15 protein-coding genes are annotated in these 14,029 nt (G+C 58.8%); 8 read left to right on the top strand and 7 right to left on the bottom strand.

Annotated elements, in window-relative coordinates; genetic code table 11:
- The first annotated feature begins 56 nt into the window (after nt 1–56).
- On the top strand, nt 57–482 hold the full coding sequence (locus J2S31_RS01045; RefSeq protein WP_237097188.1) for an Lcl C-terminal domain-containing protein: 426 nt from the start codon (nt 57–59) through the stop codon (nt 480–482).
- A 22-nt stretch (nt 483–504) separates the two neighbouring features.
- Here the strand turns inward: J2S31_RS01045 and J2S31_RS01040 are convergent, their stop codons facing one another.
- The 3 genes from J2S31_RS01040 to J2S31_RS01030 form a co-directional block, all read right to left on the bottom strand.
- Complete coding sequence (locus J2S31_RS01040) at nt 505–1,131, bottom strand: hypothetical protein (protein ID WP_237097187.1); 627 nt, start codon at nt 1,129–1,131, stop codon at nt 505–507.
- 128 nt (nt 1,132–1,259) lie between these two features.
- Nucleotides 1,260–2,501 carry a cation:proton antiporter gene (locus J2S31_RS01035; RefSeq protein ID WP_237097186.1) on the bottom strand — a complete coding sequence of 414 codons (1,242 nt, stop codon included), beginning with the start codon at nt 2,499–2,501 and terminating at the stop codon, nt 1,260–1,262.
- A 29-nt stretch (nt 2,502–2,530) separates the two neighbouring features.
- Nucleotides 2,531–3,088, bottom strand: coding sequence for a hypothetical protein (locus J2S31_RS01030; RefSeq protein WP_237097185.1), 558 nt, complete (start codon nt 3,086–3,088; stop codon nt 2,531–2,533).
- Between the two features lie 141 nt (nt 3,089–3,229).
- On the opposite strand from J2S31_RS01030, the gene J2S31_RS01025 reads away from it, so the two are divergent.
- Nucleotides 3,230–3,667, top strand: coding sequence for a hypothetical protein (locus tag J2S31_RS01025; protein WP_237097184.1), 438 nt, complete (start codon nt 3,230–3,232; stop codon nt 3,665–3,667).
- Between the two features lie 241 nt (nt 3,668–3,908).
- Here J2S31_RS01025 and J2S31_RS01020 read toward each other — a convergent pair whose 3' ends face one another.
- Nucleotides 3,909–4,433 (bottom strand): hypothetical protein, encoded by a 525-nt coding sequence (locus tag J2S31_RS01020; RefSeq protein WP_237097183.1) that lies wholly within the window; start codon nt 4,431–4,433, stop codon nt 3,909–3,911.
- A 213-nt stretch (nt 4,434–4,646) separates the two neighbouring features.
- Complete coding sequence (locus J2S31_RS01015) at nt 4,647–4,892, bottom strand: YHS domain-containing protein (RefSeq protein ID WP_237097182.1); 246 nt, start codon at nt 4,890–4,892, stop codon at nt 4,647–4,649.
- A gap of 357 nt (nt 4,893–5,249) precedes the next feature.
- Between J2S31_RS01015 and J2S31_RS01010 the strand changes: the two genes are divergently transcribed.
- The 3 genes from J2S31_RS01010 (at nt 5,250) to J2S31_RS01000 (ending at nt 8,565) form a co-directional block, all read left to right on the top strand.
- Nucleotides 5,250–6,263: an RNA polymerase factor sigma-32 gene (locus tag J2S31_RS01010; protein WP_237097181.1), complete on the top strand. Its 1,014-nt coding sequence runs from the start codon at nt 5,250–5,252 to the stop codon at nt 6,261–6,263.
- Between the two features lie 73 nt (nt 6,264–6,336).
- Nucleotides 6,337–7,725: a class II fumarate hydratase gene (gene fumC, locus J2S31_RS01005; protein WP_237097180.1), complete on the top strand. Its 1,389-nt coding sequence runs from the start codon at nt 6,337–6,339 to the stop codon at nt 7,723–7,725.
- Nucleotides 7,726–7,782: 57 nt separating this feature from the next.
- Nucleotides 7,783–8,565, top strand: coding sequence for a hypothetical protein (locus J2S31_RS01000; protein WP_237097179.1), 783 nt, complete (start codon nt 7,783–7,785; stop codon nt 8,563–8,565).
- 50 nt (nt 8,566–8,615) lie between these two features.
- On the opposite strand, the gene J2S31_RS00995 is transcribed toward J2S31_RS01000, so the two are convergent.
- Nucleotides 8,616–9,389 (bottom strand): ABC transporter permease, encoded by a 774-nt coding sequence (locus J2S31_RS00995; RefSeq protein ID WP_237097178.1) that lies wholly within the window; start codon nt 9,387–9,389, stop codon nt 8,616–8,618.
- Nucleotides 9,379–10,131 carry an ABC transporter ATP-binding protein gene (locus tag J2S31_RS00990; RefSeq protein WP_237097177.1) on the bottom strand — a complete coding sequence of 251 codons (753 nt, stop codon included), beginning with the start codon at nt 10,129–10,131 and terminating at the stop codon, nt 9,379–9,381. Before J2S31_RS00990 ends, J2S31_RS00995 begins: the two co-directional genes overlap by 11 nt.
- Nucleotides 10,132–10,273: 142 nt before the next feature.
- Between J2S31_RS00990 and J2S31_RS00985 the strand changes: the two genes are divergently transcribed.
- From J2S31_RS00985 to J2S31_RS00975, 3 genes are all read left to right on the top strand, one after another.
- Nucleotides 10,274–10,744, top strand: coding sequence for a hypothetical protein (locus J2S31_RS00985; RefSeq protein WP_237097176.1), 471 nt, complete (start codon nt 10,274–10,276; stop codon nt 10,742–10,744).
- A 127-nt stretch (nt 10,745–10,871) separates the two neighbouring features.
- The gene (locus tag J2S31_RS00980) at nt 10,872–12,245 is read left to right on the top strand and encodes a TolC family protein (protein WP_237097175.1); all 1,374 of its coding nucleotides are present in this window, start codon (nt 10,872–10,874) and stop codon (nt 12,243–12,245) included.
- Nucleotides 12,242–14,029: an efflux RND transporter periplasmic adaptor subunit gene (locus J2S31_RS00975; protein WP_237097174.1), complete on the top strand. Its 1,788-nt coding sequence runs from the start codon at nt 12,242–12,244 to the stop codon at nt 14,027–14,029. Before J2S31_RS00980 ends, J2S31_RS00975 begins: the two co-directional genes overlap by 4 nt.

Below are 14,029 nucleotides of genomic sequence, written 5' to 3'. Positions count from 1 at the left end.
GAACCCCTTCCGGACCTTTCCAATCGGCCCGGTTTTTTATTGGCACAGGGAGACCCATGGAAAAGCCCAAATCCCGATTCATCAAAAGCGACAACGGCACCATCTACGACTCGCAGACCAGCCTCACCTGGAAGGCCACGGACTCCTACCTCGATCTGGAAAAGGAAGTGTCGTGGGACGAAGCGCAGGAATACGCGAAGCAGGTCAACGCGGAAAACTTCGGCGGGCACAGCGACTGGCGTCTGCCCAGCTTTCAGGAGGCGGCGTCGCTGTACGACGAGGAGAAACTGAACAAGGATTTCAAGGGTGGCGACATCCGCATGGACTCCATCTTCCCGCCAGGTGCCGGCAACACCACTTGGACCACCGAGGAACGCGGCAAGGAAGCGCAGATCCTGTTCTACATCAACGGCTGTCCCTACTGGTACGAGAAGAGCGACAAGACCATTTCCCACGCCGTCCGGCTGGTCCGCCGCGGGTAAACAATACGTTTTCAGGCCGGATCTATTTTTCCGTTAAATCGTAGGCGCGTTCGTCGCCGGAGAGGGCGGGTTTTTCCACGCCGGAGATGAAATTCTTCAGGCGGTGGACGTCGTCCATTTCGGGGTAGGGTTCGCCACGGCTGTGGCAGAGGATGGATTCGAACAGCTTGCGGTAGTAGGACCGGTAGCTTTTCATCAATAGCGGTGCGTAGCTGTTCTTGATGACCTGATCGTAGTAGCGGTCGAGGACGGCCTGAAACAGCGTCTGCAGGGCGGCGGAATACAGTTGAAAATACGCCGTTTTCTGCTGAAACTCACCAAACGGCACATTCCCCCAGGCGTCCTTGAAGTACACGTAAATCAACTGCCTTTCCGTGTCCAGCCAGCGTTTCTGGAAGAACTCCTCCCACATCACCCGGTTGCGGGCGTGCCCCATCAGAACCTGCCTCAGCGCGCATTTCTGAGCGTAATGATCCCTCGTCGCACACACACTCCCCAGCGTATCCAGGAACTCCCGGCGCACGTCGTCGTAAAACTCCGGGTTCTCCTGCAAAGCGCGGGCAAAGGTATGCTGATGGGTTAAAGCCTTACTGCTGGCGTATTGATGAAACAGGCGCGAACTGTACGCCATGACGGTATCGTAATCCATAATTCCTTGCGGGGTCGTGCGTGCAAATATTCACTTCTTATATTTATGGTAACGACCAAAACCAAACCGGTAAACTTCAATTTGATTCGCGTTAGAAATTAAATTTTGGGCGATTGATTTTGAATGACTTACGGTTTCAGACTGGAGCGCACAAGTTTGCCGATGGTCAGCCCCTGCACGAGTACGGAGAACACCACGACGACGTAGGTCATCATGAGGATGGCGTCGCGTTGCGGCGAGGCAGGCAGGGACAGGGCGAGGGCGATGGAGATGCCGCCGCGCAATCCACCCCAGGTGAGGATGCGGATGGTTTTCGGCGGGAACTCGCGGCGGAATTTGAGCATGTACACAGGAAGGGAAACCCCTGCAAACCGCGCCAGTAAAACCAGTGGGATGGCCAGCACACCGGCCAGCAGGCTGGAGCCGTCGAACACCAGGATCATCACCTCCAGCCCCAGCAGGACGAACAGCACGGCATTTAAAATTTCGTCGATCAACTCCCAGAACGTGTCCACATGCTCGGTGGTGGTGGCGGACATGCCAAACGTCCGGCCGTGGTTGCCGATGAGGAGTCCCGACGCCACCGCCGCAATGGGTGCGGACACATGGATGGCCTCCGCCGCCGCGTACCCGGCGATGACCAGAGCAACGGTGATCAGCACTTCCACCTGGTAGTTGTCCACCGTACGGATCAGGCGGTAGGCGACGTACCCCGTCGCCAGCCCGAACAACGCACCCCCCACCGCCTCTTCCACAAACAGCAGGGCGATCGATCCAAAAGTCGGCTCGCGCGCGCCCGTGGCAATGCCCGCGATCACCAGAAACACAACGACCGCGACGCCGTCGTTGAACAACGATTCGCCCGCGATCTTCGTCTCCAGCTCCTTCGGCGCGTTGGCGGATTTCAGGATCGACAGCACGGCGATCGGGTCGGTGGGCGATATCAGCGCGCCGAACACAAGGCAATACAGAAACGGCAGGTCGAGTCCCAGCACCTGCGCCACGCCGTAGGTGAAACCGCCAACGAGAAAGGTGGACAGCACCACGCCCACGGTGGCCAGCAGGGTGATGATCCATTTCTGCCTGGCGAGGTCGCCGAGGTCGATGTGCAACGCCCCCGCAAACAGCAACGCTCCCAGCATGCCGTGCAGAAGGAGGCGTTCGAAATCGACTCCTTCCAGAATGACGCGTGCCGTGGACTCCAGCGCCGGAATGTGCGCCAGCTCGCCCACCGCAATCAACAACAGCGAAAACATCAGGGCGATGGCCATGAGGCCGATGCTCGCCGGCAGTTTCAGAAACCGGTAGTTGAGATACGCGAACGCCGCAGTCAGAAACAGCAGGATGGCGATGAGATCGAAAGTGGCCACAGGTTACCGGGGAAAGGTTTAAAAGAGGATCACTTCATCAGCTTCGGGTTGGGCAGGTCCAGCCCGAATGCCGGTACGTTAACATCCTGCACCGTATATTGACGATACAAACTTTGGAACTCCGGCGTGCCCAGGGCGGGATCGAGCAGGCGTTGCAGTTGTTTGAGGGTGATGGGCTGAAGCGAACTTTCGGCGAACAGCGAGGTGCCGAGGCCGATCCAATGATCGTGCACGAACTTCTGGTGCACCAGCGCATGCACACCGCCGTAATGATAGAGCGCCTGCTGGAGAGCGTGACGGGCGATGTAGGCGGGCACGCATCGGCCGATGGCGACGACCTTTGACGGATTCTTCGCCGCCGGGTACGGCCACAACACCACGCGGGTGAATCCCATCAACGCCATTTCCTCGCGAATGGCGGGGAATTGCGGTTCCAGCCGCTTGGCCAGCCAAGCCTCGATCTTGACCGGCTGTTCCTCGATGGACGGGCACGGCGCTTCTTCCGCCGCCATTGCGGGCGAAACGGCCCACCCCATCCACAATAGAAGAGCGGCGCCCATCCACTTCAATAATCCGATTTTTCCCATCCCGCACCTCCTGCAAGCGCCCGTCCGTGCCCATTCTCCCCCATCCCGCCGGCAAAACCAAGCGCACTTCTCATGCAGGCCAAACTGAATCCCAATAGACCGGGCGTAGTCTGGCTACGACTAAAAAAGGAGAATAAAAAAATGGAAAAGATGAATGCATTGAGCCAGTTCGTGACCCGCAACCTGAACATGCAATTGCTGATCGCCCTGTCGCAGAGTTCGGAACACACCACGCGGTCGCAGTCGCCTTACGCGCTGGGATACATCTTCGGATTCACCAGCGGCGGATTCGACGTCTTTCAGGTGACCAGTCAAGCCGATCAGTTTCAGGTGCTGATCGATGTGTACGAACACGTGTTCGAAATGGAAGGCGCGGACTACCTGAACCAGTCGCTTCACCTCAAATGGAATGATGCCTTTTCGAAAGGCAACCAATGCGGCTGGGAAGAAATGAAACGCCTGCTGGTGCGGGAGGAGTCGGCCATCGGCCTGGTGCGGTACCTGATCCACGGGGAAGTCACCGCCGCCATGAATCCGGAGATCCCCGTGCACAACGTTGCCCTGGCCTACGCGGTTTAAGGCGGCGCACCGCCTGCGAAGTCCCTTCCTTTTATCAAAGGACTTCAAGGTTCCGTTTCCTCCCCTCCTTTGCAGGGAGGGGAACCAGGGACTTATCGAAATCCGCTCAGCCTGCTTCCATTGGCCGGAGACTCTGTCCCCCGAATCGTCCACAATAAACACAGGGGCAACTTAGAAGTGCGCCCACGGATCATCGCAGGGACCACCGGGCAGTAGCCATCCTGCCGCCGGCCTTGCCCGCCTAATCCACTTTTTTGACGTTGGGTTTTTTCAGCCCCATGAAGGTGACCGTGTCGTCCTGCACGGAAAACTTGCGGTACAAGGCGTGGAACTCCTCATCGCTCAGTTTCGGATCGAGCAATTGTTCCACCTGTTCTTTCGTCACCGTCTGCTGAGACGGTTCGTCGAAGATGGTGACGCCAATGCCGATCCAGTGCGAATGCAGGAACGCCTGGTTGACGAGGCTCTCGATGCCTTCCGTGTACTTGAGGCTGGTGTTCAGCACATGGCGCGCAATGTAGGCGGGCACGCAACGTCCTACCGCCACCACCTTGGACGTCTTGCCCAGCGGGAACGGGCGGACGCGGGACTCGGCATGGCCGATCTCCAGGAACTCCTTGACGATCCGCCGCGTCTCAGGCGTGAACTCGCGGTTGATGTATCCTTCCACCTTCACCTTTTTGGCTTCCACCGGCTGGCAGGGTTTCTCTTCTCCCTCCTCCGCTCCCACGGGGGAAACCAGACACGCGAGCAACAGGGCGGCCACAGCCCCCCGACCGATCCACTTTCTTAAATCCAACACATCGATCCCTTTCAAAAAACGTTTTCCCCTCAAAGGGGGCTTTCTTCTACCCAGTCCGGATATGATACAATGAAAACACGCTAAACTTGAGTCGCCTTTAAAATCAACTGGTTATCAAGGCGTCCGGGCCGCGGGGAGGACCTCACGGCTGAGCGTGTGCCGGGCTGGGTTTCCCCGTCACCGCGCCGATGCCTGCTTGTTCTTGTATTCCTCGGCGCACTTCTCACTGCAAAAAAAGAGCTCATCGCCCTGGATGGTTGTGCGGATGGCTTCCGGTTTGGGGACATACATGCGGCAGTTGGGGTCTTTCACCATTTCCGTCGCGTCCGGATTCTCCGCCTTTTGGGAGGACGAGCCGAACGCCCAGCGGAACAGAAAAAACAGGATCAGGATGCCCAGTGCAATCAATGCAAATCGTGCCATGGCTTCATTGTACGTGGAATCTCTCGCCCATTCAACGGCAGGTGGGCAAGGCCCACGGCAGACGGGCAATGCGTTTCATGGGGATTGAAAGTTTCTGGGCGCAATTCTGAATCCACTCCATTGTTTCCGGACGCAGTCCGGTGGGCAAGGCCCACGGCCAATGGAGGCAAGATGCCTTTTCATTTGGAAAGGCTGCATATGGCCAAACGATGGTCCGAGGGGAACAGTTTAGTTCCCCCTTAGTAAGGGACGCCAGGGGGGTTCCTCCTTTAAGGGTTTTCTGAGGAGCCGCGGGCGACGAGGAAACTTGAAGAGTGAATGGAACCTGAAAAATTTATTCAGGCTGATGGATAAAAAATGAGTGATAACTGGAAACACGAAGACGACAGCGAGTACAACGAGGATCTGGACGACTCCGAGTCCATGCCGCTGGAGCCGGACGTGCTCGACGCCGAAGACGAGGACGGCGGGCAGGAGGAGGATGAGGAGCGCCATCTGCCAATGGTGGGCGGCACCAGTGCGCTCGCACCGCTCGATCCTTTGGCCGCCTACATCCAGGAAATCCGCCAGTACAGCGAGCTCAGCCCGGAAGAGGAACACGAACTGGCTCTCAAGTACCAGGAAACCGGCGACGTGAAAGCCGCGTACAAGCTGATCACGCACAACCTGATGCTGGTGGTGAAGATCGCCCTCACCTTCCGCCGTGAGTGGCAACACACCATGGACCTCGTGCAGGAGGGCAACGTCGGCCTCATGAAAGCGGTGCAGAACTTCGATCCCTTTCGCGGCGTGCGCCTGCCCGCCTACGCGAGCTGGTGGATCAAGGCCTACATCCTGAAGTTCATCCTCGACAACTGGCGGCTGGTGAAGGTGGGCACCACCAACGCCCGGCGGAAACTTTTATACAACCTCAGAAAGACCAAGGAAAAACTCATCGCCGAGGGTGTCGATCCCTCACCCAAACTGCTGGCCGAGCACTTCGGCGTGGACGAGCAGGACGTGATCGATGTCGAGGCCAGCCTCGGCGCCGCCGACGTGTCCATGGAAACGCCATCGCAACCGGACAGTACGCTGACGCCGATGAAAACGCTCACTGACGGCAAAAGGCCCGACGAGGATCTGGAGGTCGAGCAGTTCCACCGCCTCGTGCGGGAGAAGATCGAGCAGATGCTCGACGAGCTGAAACCCATCGAGCGCGAACTGATCGCCACGCGCATCCTGGCGGAGGACCCGGTGTCGCTCAAGGAAATCGGCGAACATTACGGCATCACCCGCGAAGCCGTGCGGCAGGCGGAACAGCGTCTGTTGAAAAAACTCAAATTGTATCTGGCCGAACAATTGCCCGAAGTCGAGAATTATTTCAGCAATTGACCGGTCCGCCAAAATACGTTAATTAATCCCATCACTCAATCATTCCAACATCACCGCAGGGGAGGTCACAGCAATGGAATTCCGCAAAGAAACCGACAGCATGGGCGCGATCGATGTGCCGGCGGACCGCTATTACGGCGCGCAGACGGCGCGGTCGCTCATCCACTTCGACATCGGCTGGGAAACCATGCCGCGCGAGATCATCCGTGGCATGGGCATCCTCAAGAAAGCCGCGGCGCAGGTGAATGCGGATGTCGGAGTTCTGGCGGCGGACAAGCGCGACCTCATCGTGAAAGCCGCGGACGAAGTGATCGAGGGCAAGCTGGACGGCCATTTTCCCCTGCGCGTGTGGCAAACCGGTAGCGGCACGCAGTCAAACATGAACTCCAACGAAGTCATCGCCAACCGCGCCATCGAGATGGCAGGCGGCACGCTGGGAAGCAAGGACCCGGTCCACCCCAACGACGACGTGAACAAGGGCCAGTCTTCCAACGACACCTTCCCCACCGCCATGCACATCGCCGCCGTCGAGCAGATCCACGAACGCCTCCTCCCCGCCGTCAAGGGCCTGCGCGACGCGCTGAAGACGAAAGCGGACGAGTTCAAAGACATCATCAAAATCGGCCGCACGCACCTGATGGACGCCACCCCGCTGACGCTTGGACAGGAGTTTTCCGGCTACGTTCAGCAGATGGACAACGCCGTAAAACGCATCGAAGGCTGTCTCCCCCGGCTGTACGAAATCGCCCTGGGCGGCACGGCGGTAGGAACGGGACTCAACACTCACAAGGATTTTCCCGTTAAGGTAGCGAAGGCCATTGCGGACATCACCGGCCTGCCGTTCGTCACCGCGCCCAACAAGTTCGAATCGCTGGCGGCGCACGACGCGGTGGTCGAGGCCAGCGGGGTGATGAAGACCATCGCCTGTTCGTTGATGAAAATCGCCAACGACATCCGCCTGCTGGGTTCGGGGCCGCGTTGCGGACTGGGCGAGCTCATCCTGCCCGCCAACGAGCCGGGCTCGTCCATCATGCCGGGCAAGGTGAATCCGACGCAGTCCGAGGCGATGACCATGGTGGCGGCGCAGGTGATCGGCAACGACACGGCGGTGAACGTGGGCGGCGCCAGCGGCCATTTCGAGCTCAACGTGTTCAAGCCGATGATGATCTACAACCTGCTCCAGTCGATCCGGCTGATCGCCGATTCGTGCCGGTCGTTCACCGAACACTGCGTGGTGGGCATCCGGCCGAACCACGACCGGATCCAGCACTTCCTCAATGATTCGCTGATGCTGGTGACGGCGCTCAATCCGCACATCGGCTACGACAATGCCGCCAAAGTGGCGAAAAAAGCATACGAGGAAAACACCTCTTTGAAGGAGGCCGCCGTGGCGCTGAACCTGCTCACCGCCGAGGAATTTGACGAAAAGGTTCAGCCAGGGAACATGATCGGCCCGAAGTGATCGGTGATATAATAAAAACCGGGGACTCTGTTAAAAGCGAACTCTTGTGAGGAATCCGTGAAAGCGCAGACTCTCGTCAATCAGGCCCTGAAACATGGCTTCAAGGAATTTCTGGAGAAAGATACGGGCTCGGGGCGCATTGTGCACCTCAAGACCGAAGCCTTTCTGAAACTGCTCAACGACAAGGTTCTCCACCTGGGTGAGGAAGACTATTTCACTCATTCGGAGATGGACCTGGAAGACAACGATTACTGTTTCGTTTACAGCGACGGTTTCTCCGAAGACCTGTGGAGCTACCAGCCGCCGGACACGCTGGACGACCTGCTTCACCACGCCTACTTCTGCCTCTACAACCAGCGTCCCAAACCCATGCTCACGCTGGCTTCCGTGGACAACGTGTACCTCATCCTGCTGGAGTTGATGAAGGGTCTGGCGGGAAGACCGATCGTGCACATGTCGGAACCGAAGTTCCTCAAGTTCGACAAGGTGGACATCGCCAAAATCGCGGAGCTCAAGGATTTTTCAGGAAGGCTGGGAGGATGCGGCGACAGCTACGCGCCGACCGACGACGCCTGCGGCGAACCGATGTGCCAGTCCACCTTCGCCTGGATCAAGGACCACATCTGCCTCATCTACATGGTGGGCAGTTGCGATGGATTCCTCGAGATCAAGCTGTTCCCCTTCCGCACCACCGAGAAAAGGGAGCTGATCCCGGTTCAGGAAGAAGCCGCTCCAGAAAAAGAATCGGAAAAGGACAACGGCAAGGAACCGCAAAAAGCCGAAAAGGCCTCCGCCGCCTCACCCAAAACGAAGATCCTCCCCAAACCGTTCCGGAAATAACCGTTTTCCAAATTCATTTCCTGCTTTCCGCGCGAAGCGTTGACTGCACCTCAGCCCAGATCCGCCCGCGGGCGGAAGCGGTCGAGCAGTCGCACGTCTTTCGAAAAACAATGACGCACCGCTAAAAGTATCACCAGCATGCCGGTGAGGCTCGCCGTGCCCGCGATCATAAACACGATGGCAAGCTGGTACTTCACCGCCTCCAGGGGCGAACCGCCGGCGATGATGAAGCCCGTCATGATGCCCGGCAGGTGCACCAGGCCGATGACCTTCATCGAGTCGAGGGTGGGGATCATTGCCGCGCGCAGGGTGTCGCGCACCGCCCAGCGCGCCGCCTGCCTGCCGTCCGCCCCCAGCGCCAGAAGCGTTTCGATGCGCCGCCGCTGATGGCTTAACTCCGCCGTCAACCGGTTCAGCGCCAAAGACGCGGTGTTCATCGAGTTGCCGATGATCATGCCGCCCAGCGGGATGATGTACTTCGCCTCGTGCTCGATCACTCCCGCAAAGGTGAGAATGCCGAAGGTCACGCCGGAGCCGATGACGATGCCGGTGAACGCCAGCAGGTAGGAATTCGGAATCGTCCGTCCACGCTTGCCGGAAATGGACGCCGCCACACCGCACATGAACAAAAGAATGAGCAACAACGCCCAGATCTGTTCGAGCGTGAAGATCGCTTCCAGCAGGAAGCCCATGATGACCAACTGCACCGTCGCCCGGGCCGAGGCATAGAATACGTCCTTCTCCAAATCCAGCCGGTTGTAATACGACACCAGCAGGGACACGATGACCAGTCCGTAACACAACAGCAATGCCTCAACCCGCATACGCGCCTCTCTCTTGCCCGTCGTCGCCGGAGGAATGCAAACGGCCTTCAAAAAATTGCCGCAAGCGGTCATCGCTCCGATCGCTCATCAGGTCCTGGATGTTGCCGTGGGCGATGATGCGGCCGTCGATCAGCACCATCGTCATGGCATCGAAGCGCAGAGCCTGCGGCACGTCGTGCGTCACCCACACGGCGGCGATACCGAGATCACGGTTGATGTGTTTGATGAGGTTTTCGATGGTGAGCGCGGCGGTCGGATCGAGCGCCGAGGTCGGTTCGTCCATCAGCAGGAGTTCCGGTCTGTTGGCCAGCATCTGCGCCAAAGCCACGCGTTGCTGTTCGCCGCCGGACAAGGTTTCCGCCTGCCGCGAGAGATACGTCTTCGACAGCCCCACCTGGTTGAGCAGGTGTTCGCATTGCGCGTCTTCCATCACTTCGCCGCGCAGGCCGGGTCCCAACGCAATGTTGTCGCGTACGCGAAACGGCAGCAACGCCGGCGTCTGGAACACCATGCCCATGCGCCGGCGCAAGTCCAGCACGTTCATGGTGGCGGTGTCTTCTCCGTTGAGCCGAACCGTGCCCGCGTCGTAAGGTTCGAGCCGGTTGAGGCAACGCAACAACATGGACTTGCCGGAGCCGGACGGACCCAGCACCACCAGCAGGTCGCCTTTTTCGACGTCGAACGACACGCCGTTCAAAATCGGCACGCCGCGCGTCATGCTCAATCCCTGCACCTGCAACATAAGACCTCAAAACGCTTTCCACATTTTCCGACACGCCTGCGGAAATGTGTGGAATTACAAAAAATTTGGAGAACCCCGCTTGTTACGGCTATAATCATGGTATCCGATTTTTGAATCCTTAACACCGGTTTTGGGACGTTTCATGCAAACGCGTGCGCAGAAACCCAGATCATTGGTTGTCCACCTCCTCATCCTGTTGTGGACGTTCTACTTCTGCGTCGGGTTCTCCTTCCATTACCATCCAGGATACATTCACGCACATGCGGACGAACTGCAGCCGCACGACCACACGGGGCATTTTCATTCGCATGAAGTGGAAGGCTTCGCCGCCGCGATGCATTCCAGCGCATCCCATCACCAGGGAGAGGCGTCGCACCATCATTCCGAATCCACGCCGGGAAGCGATTCCAAAACCGTTCAGCTCGAGTTCAACAAGCACAGCCTGGTGCCGGTGAAGCTCAAGGTCGCCGTACCGCTGGCAATGCTTCATATCCTTCCGCAACAGGAAAACCGCATCGCTTGGCAATCTGTTCAGCACGACGTGCCTCTCACCGAGGTCCGGCACCTGCCCATGGCTCTTTCCGGCCGCGCGCCGCCCGCTCTCCTTTCCTGATCCGTTTTTTCATTCACAGATAAAAACAAAATCCGTTGCGCCCGCATGACGGCGTGACGTGATGTTTCACGTGGTGCCGTTTTCCATTTGGTATGGAAAGCGGTCCGGGTAATCACGGGAAGGAACCATGAACGCTTTATTATGGCGGATGGCCGTGTGCGCACTGGCAATGATTCTGTTCGCGCCTCCGGCATCAGCCCAAAAAATCAAACCCAACCTTTACGGAAACAGCGAAGGCCGCTTGTTTCTGAAAAAGGATGCCCCCCGCGATGCGCGCGATCTCACCGGCGTGTTGACCCTCCGGCAGGTGGCGGCGCACATTCTGCTCCACAACCCGGATTTGCAGGCGTTCCAACTGGAAATCCGCGCCCGCGAAGCGCGCGCTTTGCAGGAGGGACTGATGCCCAACCCGCAGGTGCAGGCGGTGGTGCAGGACGTTCTGGGATCCGGCCGGTTCAGCGGCGCATCGGATTCTGAAAACCAGGTCCTGTTCACGCAATGGATCGAGCTCGGCGGCAAACGCACCAAGCGCGAAACCGCCGCCAACCTGAACACCGAACTCGCGGAATGGGATTACGAAACCGCGCGCATGAATGTGTTGACCGATACGGCGAAGGCGTACGTCGATGTGCTGGCGCGGCAGGAAGCGCTGAAACTGGTGCGCGAACTGGAAGCGCTGTCCGAACGACTGCACACGGCGGTTACGGAACGTGTGAAGGCAGGCAAGGTGCCGCCCATCGATGAAGTCAAGGCGGCGGTCACGTTGTCCACCACACGCATGCAGAGGCAACAGGCGGAAAACGAATTGTACGCCGCGCGGCGCAGGCTCGCCGCGCTGTGGGGTCGCTCTCTGGCCGCCTTCGACCTGGTGGAAGGCAACCTGTATGGCATTCAATCCCTCCCGGAACTCGATGAACTGGAGGCGCGCCTCAAACGGAATCCCGACCTCGCCCGCTGGGCCACGGAAATGATCCATCGCGACGCGGTGATCGATCTTGAAGAATCCCGTTCCGTGCCCGACCTGCAACTGGGCGTGGGCGCGCGCCGAGTGCAGGAGAGCCGTGACAATACGGTGATGTTCCAGATCCAACTGCCAATCCAGTTGTTCGACCGCAACCAGGGTGCCATTGCCGAAGCACATTACCGCAAGTCCAAAGTGGAAGCGCAGAAACGGGCGGCTGAAATCCGATTGCAAACCGTGTTGTCCAACCACCACGCCAGGCTGATGAACGCGCACACGCAGGTGACCTCGCTTAAAAACCAGGTCCTGCCCGGCGCAAAGATGGCCTTCGATGCAGTGCAGGAAGGCTACCGCTTCGGCAAGTTCGGGTACCTGGAAGTGATCGACAGCCAGCGCACCTGGTTCGAAGCACGCAAGCAGTATTTGAACGCGCTGGGCGAATACCATTCGGCGGTGGCGGATGTGGAGCGGCTCATCGGTGCGCCGCTCAACCAGAAACTCGGGGGCGCGGTGGCGACTGTGGAGGACTCTCAACGATGAAGCGCAAACAGTTTTTACAAGTGATGGGGATCCTCGTTGTCGGCGCTCTGCTGACGGTGCTCATTCTGAAACCGGGGTCGATTCCCTTCCTGCCCCCCGCATCCCAGGACAGCGGGGGTCACAGTCCTGAGGGTGAAGGGCAGACGGATCACGGACCCGAAATGCCGCGCGGCCCGCACAACGGCATGCTGTTCACGCAAGACGACCTGCAACTGGAGGTTGTGCTGTACGAGCGGGGGGTGCCGCCGGAATTCCGCGTGTATCCCACGGCCAAGGGGGACACGGCCATTCCGTTGAACGACATCACGCTGCAGATCGATCTCGAACGCATGGAGCGTGTGGACACGGTTCAATTCAAACCCTCGGGACCCCACCTGCTGGGCGATCGGGAAGTGGTCGAGCCACATTCCTTCATCATGAAGATCACGGCGGAATGGAACGGCAACAAATACCAGTGGAGGCACGAGCAGATCGAGTTCCGCGCCACCATCTCCAAAGCGCAGGCGGAGAATGCGGGCATCCAAACAGCCGTGGTGGGTCCGCGCGCTATCGGCGACGTGGTCACGCTGGATGGCGAAATCGGTCTCGATGAAAAACGCGTGGCGCACATTGTGCCGCGGGTCGAGTCGCTGGTGGTCGCCGTGCACAAGGACATGGGCGACAAGGTGCAGGTGGGCGACCTGTTGGCCGTCCTCCAAAGCCGCGAACTGGCCGACGCCAAAAACGAGTACCTCACCGCCGTCAAACGCGCCGAGCCGGTGCGGCTGGATCACGAACGCCAGAAACAGATCTTCGACAACACGATCATCATGCTGGATCTGCTGACCCGCGATCTCAGCCTCGATGAGTTGTATTCCAAAATCGACAACCTGTTTCTCGGCAACTCCCGCGCGGAAATCGTGCCCGCTTACGCCCGCGTGATGCGAACGCAGGCGGTGTACGAGCGTGAGAAAACCCTTTACGAAAAGAAAATCTCCTCACGCGCCGAGTACCTGCTGGCGTTGGAAGAGTTTCAGTCAGCCAAAGCGCAGTACGAGGCTCTGCGCGAAAAGGTGCATTACCAGGGCAAGCTGTCTTTGCTGGAGAAAAAGCAGGCGCTGGAGATGGCGGAACTCAACATCAAAACCCAGGCGCAGAAACTGAAGACGCTGGGGCTGACTGACCGCGACATCCAGCGCCTGACATCCAAAAACCCGCCGCCGTTCACGCATTACGAACTGCGTTCGGAAATCGACGGGCGTGTCATTGAAAAGCACATCGCCGTCGGCGAGGCCATCCGCAAAGATTTTTCCGTATTCGTGGTGGCCGAGCTTTCCGAGGTGTGGGTCAACATCGCCATCCCCTCACGCGACATGAACCTGGTGGAGATCGGCCAGAAAATCCAGGTACGCGCCGAAAACGTGGACATGAAAGCGGTGGGCCAACTGTTTTTCCTCGGCTCGGTGCTGGATGAAAAAACGCGCACCGTCACGGGACGCCTCGTCATTGCCAACAAGGATCTTAAATGGAAGCCTGGCATGTACGTGAAGGTGGATCTCATCCGCGATACCAGATCCGTACCGCTCGCGGTGCCGCGCGATGCGGTGCAGACGTTCCGCGGCTGGACCGTGGTGTTCATCAAAGTGGGCGACCAGTACGAACCGCGCCCGGTGACGCTCGGCCACTCTGACGGCAAGTGGGTGGAAATCGTGGACGGCCTGAGGCCGGGCGACGCCTATGTGAAAGAGAACAGTTTCATTATCAAGGCGGAGTTGCAGAAGTCCGCCGCCACCCATTCGCATTGA

The sequence above is a fragment of the Nitrospina gracilis Nb-211 genome, assembly GCF_021845525.1.
Taxonomy (GTDB): domain Bacteria; phylum Nitrospinota; class Nitrospinia; order Nitrospinales; family Nitrospinaceae; genus Nitrospina; species Nitrospina gracilis_A.
Note: the sequence above shows the minus strand (reverse complement) of the source record. Positions and strands in the feature narration are given on the sequence as shown.